The sequence below is a fragment of the Desulfarculus baarsii DSM 2075 genome (assembly GCF_000143965.1).
Taxonomy (GTDB): Bacteria; Desulfobacterota; Desulfarculia; order Desulfarculales; family Desulfarculaceae; genus Desulfarculus; species Desulfarculus baarsii.
Genome location: NC_014365.1, coordinates 3,298,856 through 3,315,618 on the forward strand (window position 1 = coordinate 3,298,856; position 16,763 = coordinate 3,315,618).

At 66.9% G+C, this 16,763-nt stretch carries 12 protein-coding genes; 2 read left to right on the forward strand and 10 right to left on the reverse strand.

What is annotated here, in order from left to right; all coding sequences use genetic code 11:
* Positions 1–9 precede the first annotated feature (9 nt).
* The 8 genes from DEBA_RS17405 to DEBA_RS14975 all read right to left on the reverse strand — a co-directional run bounded on the left by DEBA_RS17405 (position 10) and on the right by DEBA_RS14975 (position 12,959).
* The gene (locus tag DEBA_RS17405; RefSeq protein ID WP_013259780.1) at positions 10–2,094 is read right to left on the reverse strand and encodes a cache domain-containing protein; all 2,085 of its coding nucleotides are present in this window, start codon (positions 2,092–2,094) and stop codon (positions 10–12) included.
* A 154-nt stretch (positions 2,095–2,248) separates the two neighbouring features.
* Complete coding sequence (locus DEBA_RS14945; protein ID WP_013259781.1) at positions 2,249–4,153, reverse strand: nucleoside-diphosphate sugar epimerase/dehydratase; 1,905 nt, start codon at positions 4,151–4,153, stop codon at positions 2,249–2,251.
* A gap of 9 nt (positions 4,154–4,162) precedes the next feature.
* Positions 4,163–5,230, reverse strand: coding sequence for an MraY family glycosyltransferase (locus DEBA_RS14950; protein ID WP_013259782.1), 1,068 nt, complete (start codon positions 5,228–5,230; stop codon positions 4,163–4,165).
* A 121-nt stretch (positions 5,231–5,351) separates the two neighbouring features.
* On the reverse strand, positions 5,352–8,486 hold the full coding sequence (locus DEBA_RS14955; protein WP_013259783.1) for an efflux RND transporter permease subunit: 3,135 nt from the start codon (positions 8,484–8,486) through the stop codon (positions 5,352–5,354).
* Positions 8,483–9,529 carry an efflux RND transporter periplasmic adaptor subunit gene (locus tag DEBA_RS14960; RefSeq protein ID WP_013259784.1) on the reverse strand — a complete coding sequence of 349 codons (1,047 nt, stop codon included), beginning with the start codon at positions 9,527–9,529 and terminating at the stop codon, positions 8,483–8,485. Before DEBA_RS14960 ends, DEBA_RS14955 begins: the two co-directional genes overlap by 4 nt.
* A 162-nt stretch (positions 9,530–9,691) precedes the next feature.
* On the reverse strand, positions 9,692–10,945 hold the full coding sequence (locus DEBA_RS14965) for a 2-hydroxyacyl-CoA dehydratase subunit D (RefSeq protein ID WP_013259785.1): 1,254 nt from the start codon (positions 10,943–10,945) through the stop codon (positions 9,692–9,694).
* On the reverse strand, positions 10,942–12,063 hold the full coding sequence (locus DEBA_RS14970) for a 2-hydroxyacyl-CoA dehydratase subunit D (protein WP_013259786.1): 1,122 nt from the start codon (positions 12,061–12,063) through the stop codon (positions 10,942–10,944). Before DEBA_RS14970 ends, DEBA_RS14965 begins: the two co-directional genes overlap by 4 nt.
* Before the next feature lie 113 nt (positions 12,064–12,176).
* Positions 12,177–12,959 carry a DsbA family protein gene (locus DEBA_RS14975; RefSeq protein WP_013259787.1) on the reverse strand — a complete coding sequence of 261 codons (783 nt, stop codon included), beginning with the start codon at positions 12,957–12,959 and terminating at the stop codon, positions 12,177–12,179.
* A gap of 178 nt (positions 12,960–13,137) precedes the next feature.
* Here DEBA_RS14975 and DEBA_RS14980 point away from each other — a divergent pair, with 178 nt between their 5' ends.
* Positions 13,138–14,292, forward strand: coding sequence for an ATP-binding protein (locus tag DEBA_RS14980; RefSeq protein ID WP_013259788.1), 1,155 nt, complete (start codon positions 13,138–13,140; stop codon positions 14,290–14,292).
* Between the two features lie 39 nt (positions 14,293–14,331).
* Positions 14,332–15,246, forward strand: coding sequence for a BKACE family enzyme (locus DEBA_RS14985; RefSeq protein WP_013259789.1), 915 nt, complete (start codon positions 14,332–14,334; stop codon positions 15,244–15,246).
* 76 nt (positions 15,247–15,322) lie between these two features.
* Here DEBA_RS14985 and DEBA_RS14990 read toward each other — a convergent pair whose 3' ends face one another.
* Together DEBA_RS14990 and DEBA_RS17410 are read right to left on the reverse strand one after the other, a co-directional pair.
* A complete protein-coding gene (locus tag DEBA_RS14990) occupies positions 15,323–16,072 on the reverse strand; it encodes an HD domain-containing protein (RefSeq protein WP_013259790.1) in 750 nt (249 codons plus the stop codon).
* Complete coding sequence (locus tag DEBA_RS17410) at positions 16,072–16,761, reverse strand: 4Fe-4S binding protein (protein ID WP_013259791.1); 690 nt, start codon at positions 16,759–16,761, stop codon at positions 16,072–16,074. The genes DEBA_RS14990 and DEBA_RS17410 overlap by 1 nt, the downstream gene beginning before the upstream one ends.
* Between the last annotated feature and the right edge of the window lie 2 nt (positions 16,762–16,763).

The following is a 16,763-nucleotide window of genomic DNA, read 5'->3' on the forward strand; positions in this document are numbered from 1 at the left end:
CGGCCCGGCTCAATCGGCCCAGAACAACACCACGCGCCACCGCTGGTTGGCGAAGTTGACCGTGCGCCACAGGCAGTCGCGCCGCACGGCGTTGCCGTCGTCATCGCTGGCGGCGTAGGATCCCCGGCCCTGGGGCTGGCTGACGATGTCCTGGCCCAGCTTGGCCAACTCGGGGTAGAGCCGCTGGAACTTGGGGTCGGAAAGCACCGAACGGTGGATGTCCTCGCGGCGGTCGCTGTAGACGAAAAAGCCGTCGTCGGCCCGCAGAATAAAGCAGTTGCGCGCCAACTGCGCCGGAATGGCCTCGGCGGCCAGGTCGGTGGGGTTCAAGGTGACGCTGACCTGGCCGTCGCGGCCATTGGCCTTGCAGGGCAGCGGGCAGCCCAGGGCGCAAGCCACGAAGCCCTCGGCGGTGGCGAAGGGCTTGGTCAGCACTGGCTTGCCGCTGGTGATCACCGCCCTGGTCGAGACCGGGTCGCCGGTCATTTTGCCCACGGCGGCGGCGAAGGCCTCCGGGGCCACCCGCCGCAGCACGCCGTCCTCATCGACGGTGAGGGTGGAAAAGAAATAAGGCCGGCTCTGGTAGAGCTGATCCAGCAAGGCCTGGGCGGTGGGCCCGCCGAGGCCCACCGGGCAGATGGCCGCGGCGGTTTGGCGCAGTTGGTCGATCACCTCGTCGATCTTGCCTTGTATGGCCCCGGCCAGTTGGTCGAGTTGCGCCTGGCGGACGGGGGCGTCGGGCCGCACGAGCAGGTCGCTGGCGATGAAGGCCTTGACCTGGCCCTTGGCGTCGAGAACCGGCGTGACGTAGGAGATGATCTGGGCGTCGCCCTGGGGGTCGAACTGGTCGTAGCGGGCCTGGGTCCAGGCGGGCTTGCCGCTGCGGGCCGCCTCGCGCAGCCAGGTCAACCGCTCAAAGGGGAAATCCACGCGGCTTTCCTGGGTCAGGCCGTAGCCCTTGACCCGCGCCAACTGGATGTCCACCAGCGGCTGAGCGCCGTCGGCCTGGGGCGCGCTGATCCAGGCCACGCCGTGGACGCCCGGGTTTTCGATCAGATAGCCGCGCAGCATCTCGCTGATGCGCGCTTGCTGATACTTGCCCAGCCGGGCCGCCAGGCTGGCCAATTGTTCGGCCCTGCCCTGGACGGCGCGCTTTTTCTGGTCCAGGGGCTGGTCGAGGTAGATGCCCATGCCCACGATCACCGGCTTGCCGTCCATGGTGCTTTGGCGGGTGTAGGCGTACTTCAGCGAGGGTTTGACCTGGCCTGGCCGGGGCCAGTTGTAGCGGGTCCACCCGCCGCCCTGACGCATGGCCTTGTCGATGTAGGCGCGCACGAAATAGTTGCCGAAGCCGTCCTTCAGCTCGACGCAGTTCTTCCCCTGGATGTCGGGGAAGGCCGGATTGAAGATCTCCACGCCGCTGGGCTCGTCGATGAACACGTAAATGTCGCCGAAACGAAAGGGGCCCTCGGGGTCGGCCAGCAGCTCAAAGGCCGCCCGGCCCTTTTGGGCCACCAGCCGCGCCGCCTCCTCGACCAGTTCCTCGACGAAGCGCCGCTCCATGGGCAGGTCAAAGTCGCCCACGCCGACCACGTAACGCTTGCCGTCCGGCGCCCTGGTCAAACGCAACAAAGCGCTTTTCCATCGTATTTTGCCGGTTTGCGGATCGGGCCAGTCGTAGTGGTACCAAAGTTGCGTCTGGGGGCCATCCAGCAGCCTTTGGTGGGAATTGGCCGAGCGTTTGTTGGCCAAGCCGGTGTTCTGGCCGATCTTTTCGGGAAACGCGCCGTTGACCACCAACACGCCGCTTTCGTCTCGCACGAAAACATAGAGCCCGCTTTGGGCGTCGTACCAGGGGGCCTGCCTGGCGTTCATGGCGACGAACGTCGCCTGGCCCTGTTCCTCGATGGCCGCCGCGGCCTTGGCCACCATGGCGTCGATCTGGCGCGCGCGCTCGCCGGCGTAGGCGCTCTTGTCGTTGACCGGCCGCGAAGGTTGCGGCGTGGCCTCGGCCGTGACGTCGAACCACATCATTGTCGCGGCCGTAACGGCCATCAGCAGGCAAAGCCACAGCACAACGCGCAGCCAGTTCATGAAACCCTCCTTCGCGGTCGAAAAATGATCGGCGATGCATCAAAGGCATAATGCCACGCCCGGCACGGCCAGACCAAGGCTGGAAGGCAAAAAAACGCCGATTGCCGGGGAGGGCGGACCGAGCCGACCGCCGAAAAGCTCGGGCCCAAAAAGCTCAGGCGTTGAAACGCGCGACGAAATCCAGCAAAAACTGCCTAGCCATCTGGTCATCGGCCCGCCGCTTGATCTCGCCGATGCGCGCGATGTGGCGCTCCAACTCGGCCAGATCGGGCCGTTGGCAGAGCAGGGCCTTGATCTTGGGGTGGGGGGTCGGCCGCACGCCCTCGCCCTGCCAATAGAGCTCCTCGTGGAGCTTTTCGCCGGGCCGCAGGCCGGTGAAGACGATCTCGACGCGGCCGGCGTGGATGGGGTCGGCGGCGGCGATGATCTTGCGAGCCACGTCGACGATCTTGACCGGCTGGCCCATGTCCAACAGAAACACCTCGCCGCCGTGGCCCATGTCGGCGGCGGCCTGCACCAGATGCACGGCCTCGGCGATGGACATGAAAAAGCGACTGACCTCGGGATGGGTCACCGTCACCGGCCCGCCCTGCTCCACCTGCTTGCGAAAAAGCGGCACCACCGAGCCGTTGCTGTTGATGACGTTGCCGAAGCGCACGGCCACGAAGGCGCATCCGCCGCCGTTGAAGGCCTCGACGACCTTTTCGGCGGCGAACTTGGTCATGCCCATGACGCTGACGGGATTGACGGCCTTGTCGGTGGAGATGAGCACGAATTTTTCGGCCCCCACCGCCGCCGCCGCCCTGGCCAGGTGGTAGGTGCCCAGCAGGTTGGCGGCCAGGGCCTCCACCGGCTCGGCCTCCATCATCGGCACGTGCTTGTAGGCCGCGGCGTGAAAGATCACCTCGGGGCGCTGGCGGTCAAAGACGGCCTCGACCTTGTGGCGGTCGACCACGTCGCAGACCACGGCCTGGCGCGGCAGATCCTTGGCCAGAAACTTCATGTCCTGGTCCAGATCGTAGAGCCCGGATTCGTTTTGGTCGAGCATGATCAAAAGACGCGGGTCGCGGCGGGCCAACTGCCGGCAGATCTCCGAGCCGATGGAGCCGGCCGCGCCGGAAACCAGCACGACCTTGCCGCTCAACGACGAAAGCCTGAAATGCTCATCTCGCTGGCGCACCGCCGCCCGGCCCATGATCTCTTCCGGGTCCAGCTCGCGCATCTGGCTCCACAGCGGCAGGTGGCCAAAGATGTCCTGGGTGGAAGGCAGCACCCGGCACGACAGGCCCAGCGACCGGCATTCCCGTTGCAACCAACGCTGGACGTCCATGGGCGCCGAGGGCATGGCCACCAGTACGGTCGAGATCTCGGCGCGATTGGCCACCTCGGCCAGGTCGCGCAGGCGGCCCAGAACGGGGATGCCCATCAGGGCCACGCCCTTCTTGGTTGGCTCGTCGTCCAGAAAGCCCACCACCTTCAGGCCCAGCAGGGGGTTGTTCTTGACCTCCTGGGCCAGGCGGAAGCCGGCCCCGCCGGCCCCGGCGATGATGGCCAGCGAGACCTCCCGCATGGGTCGCTGGTGGATGTGAAACGTCTCGCGGTAGAGCCGCGAGGCCAGGCGCAGGGCCACCAACAGGCCCGTGCACAAAAACCAGTCCAGCAGCAGGACGCTGCGCGGCAGACCGCCCAGGCCGTGGCCCAATATGAAAAACAGCGCCACGGCGAACATCGCGCTGGAAGTCAAATTGGCCTTGAGGATCGAGAGCACGTCGCTCATGGTGACGAAACGCCACAGACCGCGGAACAGGTCGAAATACAAAAACCCGGCCACCCGGCAGGCCACGATCACCGGCAGCGTGCCCAACACGACCTTCATCACCGCCGGCGGAATGGCGAAATCGTAGACCAGGGCGAAGGCGAACAGGTACGAGGCCGCCGCCGCCAGCAGATGCAGGCAGACCACCAGCGGCCGCCGGATGGCCAACACCGGCCCCTTGAGGCGCTGCTCGAGGCGGCGCACCAGCGTTTTGAATTTGGCGTTGAGTTTTGCCGCGGTCATTTCGCCGAATCAGCGCTCCAATCGGGGTCGGCCGGCGGGCGAGGCCGCGCGGCGCTCCAGCCCGGTCACGGCCCAACAGGCCGCCCCCACGATGGCCAGGGCCAGGGCCAGGGCCGGTGGCCAGAGCCCGGGCCGGAAATAAACCGCCAAGGCCAGGCCGATCAACGCCGCGTTGATGGCCAGCACGGCCAAGTCCACCTGGCCGTGGCTCAGCCCGGCCCGCACCGCCCGCTGGTAGTAGTGTTCGCGGTGGGCGCGGTGGACGGCCTCGCCGCGCAGCAGGCGGCGCAAGAGGGTCAGCGTGGCGTCGAACAAAAAGGCCATCTGCAAGATGATCACCGCCGCCAGCGGCGCGCCGCCCCTGACCGCCGCCAGCAGGCCAAGGGCCGCCAGCCCGAAACCAAAGCCGTAGCTGCCCGCGTCGCCCATGAAAATTTTGGCCGGCGGCCGGTTCAACAGCAAAAAACCCGCCGCCGCCGCCGCCAGGGCCCAGGCGCAAAAGGCCGGCGGCCACATGCCGCCCAAAGCCAGCATCAGGCCCAAGGCCCCGCCGCCGCAGATGGCCTGCAAGCTGGCGATGCCGTCGATGCCGTCCATGAAGTTGAACAAATTGACAAACCAGCACAGCCCCACAACGGCCAGCGCCCAGCCCCACGGCCACGCTTCCAGGCGCAGGCCTCCCAACTCCAACACCGGCGGGCCGCCGGCGAACCACAGCGCCGCCAACGCCGCCAGCACGTGCAGGCTCAGCCGCGCGCCGATGGGCAGGCCGCGCCGGTCTTCCAGCCAGCCGGCGGCCAGGCACGGCCCGCCGCCCAGCAATAGCGCCCCGGCCCAGGCCTCGTCCAGGCCCAGCCAGGTCCAAAAAGCCGCCACCGCCATCAGCCAGGCCAAGACGCCGGCCAGACCGCCGCCTCGTGGCGTGGGCACGGTGTGGCTGCTGCGTCGGCCGGGCACGTCGATCATGCCCTTGGCCAGGGCGTAGCGCCGCAAAAGCGCCGCCCCGCCGGCGCTGACCACGGCCACGGTCACGGTGATGGCCGTCAACCAGGCGATATCGGCTGGAGGTCTGGTCATCGGCTAATCTTGCGTCCCAGGGCGGCTCGGTCCGGCCGCGCCAAAAAAATTCGCCCAAGCCACGGTTTACAACATCGTGGCCTGGGCGACAAAGAAAAAACGCGCTTTTGACCGCGCCGGCCTACGCCTTCTTGGCGGCCCGCTCTCCCCTGGCCCGCCGCCAGTTGGCCAGGCGCAGCTTGGCCCCGTCGGCCAGCGAACACAGCACAGGCACCACCACCAGCGTGAGCATGGTGGCCATGGCCAGGCCAAAGACCACGGCCACGGCCATGGGCCCCCACCACTGCGAAGACTCGCCGCCGATGTCGGGCCGCATGTTGACGAAGTCGAAGCTGACGCCGGTGGCCATGGGCAGCAGCCCCAAAATGGTGGTGATGGCCGTCAGCATCACCGGCCGAAAGCGCACCAGGCCGGTCTGGATCAGGGCCTGGCGGATGTCGAGGCCGCCCTGGCGCAGTTGGTTGTAGTAGTCGATGAGCACGATGGCGTTGTTGACGACCACGCCGGCCAGGCTGATCACGCCCACGCCGGTCATGATCACGCCAAAGGCCGTGCCCGTCACCAGCAGGCCGAAAAACACGCCCATCAGCGACAGCACCACCGAGGTGAGGATGATCAGCGGCGTCACCGCCGAGTTGAACTGGGTCACCAGCACGAAGAAAATGATCAACAACGCGGCGAGGAAGGCGTTGCCCAGAAAGGACGATGATTTTTCCTGCTCGCGCTGTTCGCCGGTGAAGGCGTATTCATAGCCCCTGGGCCAGTTCACCTGGGCCAGGCGCGGCCGGATCTCGGCGATGATGTCGTTGGCCAGGCGGCCGTCGTTGTTGGCCGAAACCGTGACCACTCGGCGCTGATCGACCCGCGAAATGGAGCCCAGGCCGCTGCCCAGGCTGATGGTGGCCACCGAGGTCAGGGGGATGGGTTCGCCCCTGGGGCCGGAGATGGTCACGCGCTTGAGCCCCTCGATGGACTGGCGGTCTTTTTCGGGCAGGCGAACGATGATGTCGTATTCGTCCTTGCCCTCGCGGTAGACGCCGGCCTTGGCCCCGTTGATGGCGGCCTTGACGGTGTAGGCGATGGTGTAGGTGTCCAGCGAGAGCAACGCGGCCTTTTCTTTGTCCACCAGCACTTTTATCTCGGGCTTGCTGCGCACGTAGTTGTCCTTGAGGTCGACCAGGCCGGGGATGTCCTTGATGCGCCGGCGGACCTCGGCGGCCAGCGCGCCCAGCTTGTCGATATCCTTGCCCGAAATTTCCAGGTTGATCGGCGGGCCGGTGGGCGGGCCGTTTTCTTCTTTTTCGACGCGCACCTCCGCGCCCCTGATCTTGGCCAGGAGCTTGTCGCGCACCTCGGCGACGATCTCCGACGACGGGCGCGAGCGCTCGTGAAAGTCCTTGAAATCCATCACCACCCGGCTGATGTGCGTGCCCACGCCGCTGGACTCCCAGCCGGCGCTGGTGGAGCCCACCGTGGCGATGACGTGGCGCAGATCCTTGTATTGACGCAGCACCTCCTCCACCTGCTTGACGATGCGGTCGGAGGCGTCCAGGTTGGCCCCCTCGGGGGCCTTGATGTCGACGAATGCCCGGTTGGGATCGGCGTCGGGAAAAAATTCGGTGCCCTTGCCAAACAGGCCGTAGGCCACGATCACCGCGATGAGCATGACAAACGACAGCCCCACCACGCTCGGGCGATGATCCAGGGCCCACTCCAGGGTGCGTTTGTAGGCCGTCTTGACCAGGCCCAGGCGTTCGGCGCCGCCCTCGTCGGCCGGCGGCAGGTGCTTGACCGTCTGGTAGCGGGCCGAGAGCACGGGGTTGATGACCAGGGCCACGAACAGCGAGGCCGAAAGCGCCAAGATCAGCGTCTTGGGCAGATAACCCATGAACTCGCCCATGACGTCGGGCCAGAAAAGCATGGGGAAAAACGCGCCCACGGTGGTGAGGGTGGAGGTGGTCACCGGCCAGGCCACCTCGTCGGTGGCGTCGATGGCCGCTTGCAGGCGGCTCTTGCCCTCCTGCATGTGGCGATAGATGTTCTCGACGATGACGATGGCGTTGTCGACCAGCATGCCCAGGGCCAGAATCAGGCTGAAGAGCACCACCATGTTGAGCGTGATGTCCAGCGCCCACAGCAGGGCGAAGGTGATCAGCATCGACAGCGGGATCGAGGCGGCGATAAAAACCGCCGAGCGCCCGCCGATGAAGACGAAGACCACCACCAGCACCAGCACCAGGCCCGAGAGTATGTTGTTTTGCAGCTCGGCCACCATGTTGCGCACGTCGTGGCTGGCGTCGGCGGTGAGGCTGATCTCCAGGCTGGGCGGCAATTCGTGGCGCATCTGCTGGGTCAGGGCCCTGATCTGGTCGTTGATGCGCAGCAAGTTTTCGCCCGAGCGCTTGGTCACCTCGATGGTCACGCTCTGGCGGCCGTCGATGCGGCTGCGGGTGGTGGCGTCTTTTTGATGATCGACGATGGTGGCCACGTCGCGCAGGTAAACGGGTTTGCCGTCGCGCACGAAGGCGACGATGCTAAAAATGTCCGATGGGTGCTGGAAGTCCTCGGGCACGCGGACCATGTATTTGCCATCGCCGATGTCCATGGTGCCGCCGGGCATGTTGACGTTGCCCTGGACCACCGACTCGATCATGCTGCTGAAGGGCACGTTGTAGGCCCGCACGCGGTCGAGGTCGAACAAGACGTGAATCTCGCGCTCCAGGCCGCCGACGATCTTGGCGTCGAGCACGCCGGGGATGGCCTCGATGCGGTCCTCGAACTCCTCGGCGAAGACCTGCAGGCGCTTGAGGCTCAGCGGCCCCGAAAGCACCACCTGCAGGATCGGCCAATCCGACGAGCTGACTTCGTCGATGACCGGGTCGTCGGGCAGATCCTTGGGCAGATCCTGCTTGGCCTGGTCGACCTTGTCGCGCACCCGTTGCACGGCGTCTTCGCTGCTGACCTTGGGCGTGAACTTGATGACGATGTTGGAAATGCCCTCGGCCGAGGTCGAGCGCACCTCCTCGATGCCGTTGATTCCCTTGAGCTTGCGCTCGATGGGGATGGTGACGAGCTTTTCCATGTCCTCGGGGGCCACGCCCTCGAAGGTGGTGGTGACGATGACGTAAGGAATCTTGACGTCGGGCGAGGCCTCGCGAGGCAGCACGTCGTAGGCGTAGAGCCCGGTGATGAAGATCATGGCCAGCAGGACCAGCACGGCCGACTGGCGCTTGAGGGCGTAGTGGTTGACGATCATCGCACGCGCACCTTCATGCCGTCCTCGATGTCTTCCTGGCCCGAGACGACCAGGTTGTCGCCGGGGGCCAGGCCCTTGACGATCTGGATGCGCTCGGCCTCGATCACGCCGATTTCGATGGTCCGGGCCTGGATCACGCCGTCTTTCTCCACGAAGACCAGGCGCTCGCCGCCTTTGTCCACCAAGGCCGAAAGGGGCGCGGCCAAGGCGTCGTTTATGGTTTGCTTGAGGAAGCCGGCCCGGCAGATCATGCCCGGCCGGATGGCGCCGTCGGCGTTATCCAGCACGACCCTGGCCTTGAAGGTGCGCGTGGCCGGATCGGCCTTGAAGGCCACGAAGTCGATGCGGCCGAACCACTGGCGGCCGGGCATGGCGTCCATGGTCACCCGCGAGGGCTGGCCGACCTTGATATAGCGCACGTCCAGCTCGGGCACGCTGACGTTGACGCGAATCTGGTCGGTGTTGACGATGTCGGCCACGGGGTTGCCCTTATCGACAAACTCGCCGGCGTCGACGTGCAGGTGGTTGACGCGGCCGTCGATGGGCGCGCGCACGAAGCCTTTGTTGTAAAGCACCTGGGCCTCGCGCAGTTCGCCCTGGGCCACCAGGCGGGCGGTCTCGACCTTGTCGTACTCCTCACGGCCGATGACGCCCTTGTCGATCAGCGGCCGGCGGCGTTTGGCCTGGTCGGCGGCCATGTTGTAGTTGGCCTTGGCCCGGTCCAGGGCCGTTTTGAGGGCGGCCACGTCGATCTCGGCGACGATCTGGCCTTTTTTGACCTTGTCGCCGTCGTTGACGGTCACGGTCTCCACCCGGCCGGCGTGTTCGGCCGCCAGGACGATGTCCTCGATAGCCTCGGTCTCGCCGGGCAGGATCAAGGCGTCGAGCATGGTGGTCGGCTCGATCTTGAGCACCTGGACCACCGGCAGATTGCGGCCGTTGGCCTCCTTGGTGTCGGCGGCCGGCGCGCCGTCGCAAGCCGACAACAGCGCCAACGCGGCCACGATCAGCCACGCTAACAAACAACTTTTTGGGCTAGACATGGGGGCGCTCCACGGATCGGCCGCCAGAGGCCAACCCGCCGAAGAAAAATATGAGGCGGCGAAGCGAGGCCTATTTTAGAGCAACGCCCGCGAAAAGTCACCCTTATCCGTTGGGGTTTGAGCGCGATGGTTGTTTTGTCGCCAAATCGTCACCAATGGCCCTCAGGCCGCCGGCATTGTCCGGCCGGCGTCGATGGCCTCCAGCAGGGCCTCGATGCGCAAAAACGCCGCTTCCTCGCTGTACTTGCGGCCGTCGGCGTGGTCCAGTTCGATCATCACCGCCGGCGCGCCGCAGCGCGCGGCCATCAACCGTTGCAGGTCCATCTGCATCACCGAATAGACCTTGCAACTGCGGTTGCTGCCAAAGATCACGCCGTCGACGCCGTAGCGCTCGATCAGCGCGGCCATGGCCCGGGCCCGCAGCTCCAGGCCGTGGGGGCACACCGAGAAGTTTTGCATGCGCGCCAGATAGGCCAGCGGATCGCCGCCGTCGTAGGGGTAGTGGTCGATCCGGCCCTCCAGCGAGCCCAGGCAGGCGGTGTAGGTGGCGCTGACGATGTTGGCGCCCAGCCCGGCCAGGCGGCTGGACATGGCCCGCAACTGATGCCATGGCGCGATGTTGTCCCACAGCAGGCGATAACGCTCGTCCGGCACGGGACATTTGCCCATGGCCATGTTCAACTCGATCTCGTCGACCAAAAGCCGCAGATGATCGACCAGTTCCTTGGTGCCGCGCAGCGAGGTGATGTAGGGGGCCATGTGGGCGAAGGTGTCAAAGGCGGTGATGCCGGCGGGCCGGCTCTGGGCCAGACTCAGCAGCTTTTTCCACAGGGCGCAGGCCTGGTCGCTGTAGGCCATGGCCTGGCCGACCTTGTCCATGTCGCAGCGTTGGCCGGTCAGGCCCTCAATGGCCCGGATCATGGCGCGCAGTTGGCCCTCCAGGTAGCGGGTGTCCGCGGGCCGCTGGGGCTGGTAGCAAAAGGGCGCGTCGATGACGAAATGCCCGGCCCCGCTCATGCGTTGCACGGCGTCGAACCACTTGACCAAAAGCGAGCAGTTGTTGTTGTCGGAGATGAGCAGGTTGGGCCGGGGCTGGCCCATGCTGGGCGAGCCCTCGCCGCCGGCCAGGGCCGTGCCCAGATCGATGCGCGCGTAGGAGCACAGGTCCATGGAGTAACCGGCGGCCTCGGCCTTTTGGCACTGCTGGGCCCCCACGCCCCGGGCGGCGCACATGGCGGCGTGGTTTTCGGGCACGCAGACCACCAGGTCAAAGCCGTGCAGCAGCTCCAGGGGCACGATGATCGCCGCCCAAACCACGAACTTGCCGGCGGCGGCCCCTTGATGGGCCCGCAGATAATTGTCGTTGACGATGCGGCGCAGATTGGCCGCCGCGCTCAGGGCCAGCTTGGTGCTCATGACTTTTCTCCGGCCGGGGGTTGGGCCAGCATCTCGGCGAAGGCCTGCACGCGGTTGGCCAGGGCGGCCGCGCCGTCGCCGCCGCCGGGGGCGATCTCCAGGGCCAGGCAACGCAGGCCCTCCCCCCGCAGGCGCTCGAACAGCAGCGGCATGTCGAACCACTCGTATTCGCAGAATTTTTCGCCGACAAAGATAAACCCGTCGGCCTGGGACCGGCGGCACAGCTCGACCACGTGATCAAAGCGGCGGCCGGCGCTGGCCAGCAGCGTCGGGCACGGCGCGTGGCCGGCGAAAAGCGCCAGATAATAATCGGCCGCATCGGCCATGGGCGCGGGCCGACGCGCGTAAGAACGGCCAAGGGCCGCCACGTCCAGGCCCGTCACCCGCAGGCCGGCCTCGTCCAGAACCCGGCACAGGTCGGCCGGCGGCGGCAAAATGCCGCTGAGGACCACGCGGGGGCCGCTGGCTGGTGGCGGCGGCCCGGCCGTGGCCAGCAGTTCATCGAGCAGCGTGATGTGCTCCTCCACCGGCAAAAACCAGCCGGCCATGGCCACGTCGGCAAAATCGGCCAAGCACAGCCGCCCCAGGGCCAGGGCGGCCTGGGCCTGGGTCAGCAACTGGCGGGCCTGGTCGTAGAGGCGGCAGGAGCCCATGAACGCCTCGGGCGAAAAGCGGGCCTGGCTGATTTGCTCCAGCCGGCCGATCAGCGCGGCGGCCTGGCCGCGAAAATAATCCGTGGCCTCGGCCTGGCCGGCCGTTGTTTGCGGCAGATGCCAGCGCAGCAGCTCCAAGGGCTTGCCGCCGGCGCGGCCCTGGAGCAAAATCTCGGGCAGATTGCGGATGGTGTCGCAGGCGTTGTAAAAAAACAAACGCCCCAACCGCGCGCCGGGCCCGGCCAAGACGGCCTGGCTGGCGCACTGGGCCACGGCGCAAACGTAGCTTTGCAGATGCGCCGCCGCCTTGTCCAGGGCCGGGACGTGCTCGGCCAGGCCCCACAGCACCACGGGCTTCAGGCCAAAGCCGTGGAAGAGCTCGCGCGGCGGATAAAGGGGCAGGCAGCCGATCAGGCGCGGGTCGGCCCAATCCAGCCCAGCCAGGGCGCGGGCGAGTTGGCTCATGGCGTGAAATCCCTCCGTGGCCGGCGCAAAACCGCGTATTCGTCAAAAAACCATGTTCCGACAGGCCGACAGTTTAACCCGCCGGGCCGGCCAAGGCAACCGCCGCCAGCGGTTCAGGGCTGTTTTCGCTCGGCCGCCTCGATCATCTCCATGACTTTCAGCACGGCCTCCTTGGGGGCCGCGCCTTCGATGAGCACGCCGTTAATGACATACGACGGCGTGTTTTTGATATGAAAGCGCTCGGCTTCGGCCATGTCGTCATCGATGCGTTTGGCCAGGTCCGGGTCGGCCAGATCCTTGGCCAGGGCGTTTGGCTCCACGGCCAGTTCGTCGAGCAGGCCCTGGAGGGCGGCCGGGCCGGCCTTGCGCAACGCGGCCTGGCGTTGAAAAACCAGTTCTTGGAAGCGCCAGGCCTTGACCGGCGACTGGCGGGCGATGGCCTCGAAGTGCAGGGCCGCCGTGCGGGCGTATTCGTCGGAGGGGCTATGCTTGAGGAAGACGCGCACGCGCTGGGGCTGGGCCTCCAGCAGGTCCAGGACCATGGCGGCGTTGCGCGCGCAGGCCTGGCACGAAAAATCGGTGTATTCGAAGATGGTCACCGGCGCGTCGGCCCGGCCCAGCACGGCCCTTGGCCCGCCCACCTCGGGCGCGATGGGTTTTTTGATGGCCGCGGCGATCTGCTCGCGCCAGGCCTGTTCGCGTTTTTGCTCGCCGCCGGCCACGGCGATGTCGTATACCTGGATCGGCCGCTGGCGCAGGGCCTCCAGGACGATCTCGGGATTGTCCCGCAGGGCGGCCTTGATCCGTTCGGTCAGTTCTTGGTCTTGGCCGGCCAGGGCCAGGCCCGGCAGCAAGGCCCAAGCCAGGGTCAGGGCCGTCGTCACGCGCAGCCGCATCGATCTCGCCTCCCCGGATGGCCCGCGCGCGCCCCGGCATGGGGCCGCGGCCGTCCGCGGCCTAAAAAGTAACAGCCGTCGCGGCCAGCCCGCAAGTGGGCGGCTATCATCTATTGAGGGAACCGCCGCTCTGCGTATAAAATAGCGGAATCGGCGCAACCCGCACAAGGAGCCCAAGATGTGCGCTCTGCCCCTGCCCACGGCCTTCGCCCCGGCCGAGAAAAGCTCGCGGGACGAGATAATAGCCCAGGCCAAGGTGTTCGAGAACCACCTGCTGACCAGGCACGTGCTCGACCATGTGCCCCAGGCGGTGATGATCCTCAACGGCAATCGCCAGATCGTCTTGGCCAACGCCGCGCTTTTGAGCATGCTGGGCCAAAGCCTCGACGACCTGCTGGGCCAGCGGCCGGGCGAGGCGCTGGGCTGCGTCCACGCCGGCGAGACCCTGGGCGGCTGCGGCACCACCGAGTCGTGCCGTCACTGCGGGGCGGTGCTTTCGATCCTGGCGGCGCAGAAGGGTGAGGCCACCATGGGCGAATGCACCCTGCGCCGTGGCTGCGACTCGCCGGAATCGCAAGACGTCCAGGACATGGACCTGCGCGTCTTCGCCTCGCCCATGGAGGTCGACGGCCAGCGCTTCACCATCTTCACCGCCCACGACATCGGCCACGAACGGCGGCGGCGAGCCCTGGAGCGCATCTTTTTTCACGACATCCTCAACACCACCGGCGGGCTTTCGGGCTTCGCCCAGTTGCTCTGCGACTCCGAGCAGGGCCACCTGGCCGAGCACGCCAAGGTCGTGCGCGACATCACCAGCAAGCTCATCGACGAGATCACCGCGCAAAAAGACCTGCTGGCCGCCGAAAGCGCCGAGTTGCGAGTCTACCCGGCCCTGTGCGGCAGCAAGGAGTTCCTTCAGAAAATCATCCAGGAGCACGAAAATCATCCCGCCGCCCGCGGCCGGACGATTAAACTGGACCCTGGGTGCGAAAAGGTCAGCCTGGTCACTGACGCGGGGCTGCTGCGCCGGGTGATCGGAAACATGCTCAAAAACGCCTTGGAGGCCAGCCAGCCCGGCGAGACCATCAGCGCCGGCTGCCTGCACGAAAACGGCAAGCTGACGTTCTGGGTGCACAATCCCCAGGTGATCCCCCACGACGATCAGTTGAAGATCTTCAGCCGCTCGTTTTCGACCAAAGGCCCCCACCGGGGCCTGGGCACCTACGGCATCCGCCTGCTGACCACCCGCTACCTGCAGGGCGAAGTGGGCTTCAGCTCCACGCCCGAGGAAGGCACGCGCTTTTTCGTCACCCTGCCCCAGATGCTAAAGTAATCGGCGGCCAGACGGGCCGCCCCAGACCGGGAGGCCCTCATGGAGCGCAAAGTCATCGTCTCGGCCGCCATCACCGGGGCCATCCACACCCCGACCATGTCGCCGCACCTGCCCATCACCCCCGAGCAGATCGCCGACCAGGCCATCGAGGCGGCCCAGGCCGGCGCGGCGGCCGTGCACATCCACGCCCGCGACCCGCGCAGCGGCATGCCCAGCGCCGATCCGGCCCTGTTCGAGCAGATCGTCACGCGCATCCAGGCCGGCTGCGACGCCATCATCTGCCTGACCACCGGCGGCGGCCTCAGCATGACTGTCGAACAGCGGGCCGCCGTCGTGCCCCGCTTCCAGCCCGAGTTGGCCTCGCTCAACATGGGCTCGATGAATTTCGCCCTGCACCCCATGGCCAAGCGCCACGCCGCCTGGCTGCACGAGTGGGAGCCGCTGATGCTGGAGGCCTCCAAGGACAACATCTTCCGCAACACCTTTGGTGACTTGGAAAAAATCCTGGCCATGATGGCCCAGGCCGGCGTCAAGCCCGAGCTGGAAATCTACGACGCCGGCCAGTTGGACAACGCGGCGTTTATGGTGGCCGAGGGCCTGCTCAAGCCGCCGCTGTATCTGCAATTCGTGCTGGGCATTCTGGGCGGCATGTCGGCCACGCTGGACAGCCTGCTGTTCCTCAGGCAAACCGCCGACCGCCTGCTGGGCCCGCGCAACTATCAATTCAGCGCCTTTGGGGCCGGGCGCATGGAATTCCCCATCTGCACGGCCAGCGCCCTCATGGGCGGCCACTGCCGGGTGGGCCTGGAGGACAACCTCAACCTCGCCCGCGGCGTGCCGGCCACGTCCAACGCCGAGTTGGTGCTCAAGATGCGCCGCATTTTGGCCGAATTTTCGCTGGAAACGGCCACGCCGGCCGAGGCGCGGGCCATCTTGGGCCTGAAGGGCCGCTAGCGGCCGCGCCGATCGAAAAAATCGCGGGGAGCCCGGCGCGCCCAGGCTCCCCTTTTGCTCGTGGTCGGGCGGCTGGCTATGACGGATCGGCCACGCCAGCCAGGGTGGTCAGGGCCAGCTTGCGGCCGGGGTCGGTCTTGAAGACCTTGTTGATCAGCGCGGCCAGTTCCTCGGGCGTCTTGTCGGGATACTCCTCGGGGATGTTGACCAGCCAGTCGGCGTCCCAGACGACCCTGAACTCGGGCGTGTCGATATCCTTGGCCGAGTGATGATTGGCGATGATGCGCCCCACGTGGTCGCGGGTGTTTTCGTCCAGGCCCAGCTCCTTCATCAGCCGCTCGGCGATGGCCGGGCCATACTTTTCCTGATAGCGGCCGGCGTTGGAGCCGTGCAGGCGCTCGCCCTCGGTGACGCCCACGTCGTGCAGGATGGCCGCGGCCAGGATCACCTTGGGCTCGCCGCCGGCCTGGGCCATGATGCGCTCGGCGGCGTCCAGCACGGCCAGGGCGTGGGCGATGCGCCGCTGATCGTTGCCAAAGTGACCGCGCATGGCCGCCAGCAGGCGCTCGACCAGGCTCTCTTGGCCGGCGTCGGCCTTCTGGGCCTTGGGGTCGTAGCCCAGGCACTTGGCGGCGTGCTCGCACCACTGGGCGCAGCCCAGGTTGAGCTTGGGATTGGCCACGCGCTGGCCGCAGTTCTTGCAGCGGCGCTGGGCGTCGTCCTTGAAAAACTCCATCTCGTAGCCACAGTTGCCGCACTTGACCTCGAAGATGTCGCCGGGCTTCCAAAAGGCCGTATCCTGGCCAGGGCACATGGTCTGGGCCATCAGAGCAACCCTCCTTCCCGCTGGGCGCTCCACCAGGCGGCGAAGCGCATGTTGCGCGGCGCTTCGTCGATGAAGCGCTCCACGGCCCGCGAAAACATCGCCGTCAGCTCGCGGGGGTCGTGGGCCTCGGCGGCCTCGCGGGCCAGTTGGGGCCGGCGGCCGAGCTTGCCGCCCATGAGCACCTGGCCCCAGGGCCGCGAGACGATCACCGCGTCGTAGTCGCAGGCGGCGCCGCAACTGTAGCAACCCTGGCAGCGGCCGCTGTACCAGATGGGCGTTTCGTCGACGACGATGGCCCGGTCCGGGCAGGCCGCCTCGCACAGGCCGCAGCCCGAGCAGGCCGTCTCGTCGAAGCTGGGCCGCACGCGGCCCACCACCGCCAGATCGGCGATCTGGGGTTGGCTACAGGCGTTGGGGCAGCCGGCGATGGCGATGCGCAGGCGGTCGTGGGCCATGATGCGCTCGCCGTCCAAGCGGCCACGCAGACGTTCGGAGACCTCGGCGGCCTCCAGCCAGCGCTGGACCTCGGCTTGCCAGGCGGCGGCGTCGATGAGGCTGTTGGGGCAACCCGGTCCGGCGGCCTGACAGGCCCGCAGTTCGACCATCACCGCGCCGGGCAGATTGGCCACCGGGCCGGCCGGCATGGCCGGGGCGGCGGAAGCTTCGTATTGTTGAGCCGCGTAAATCATCG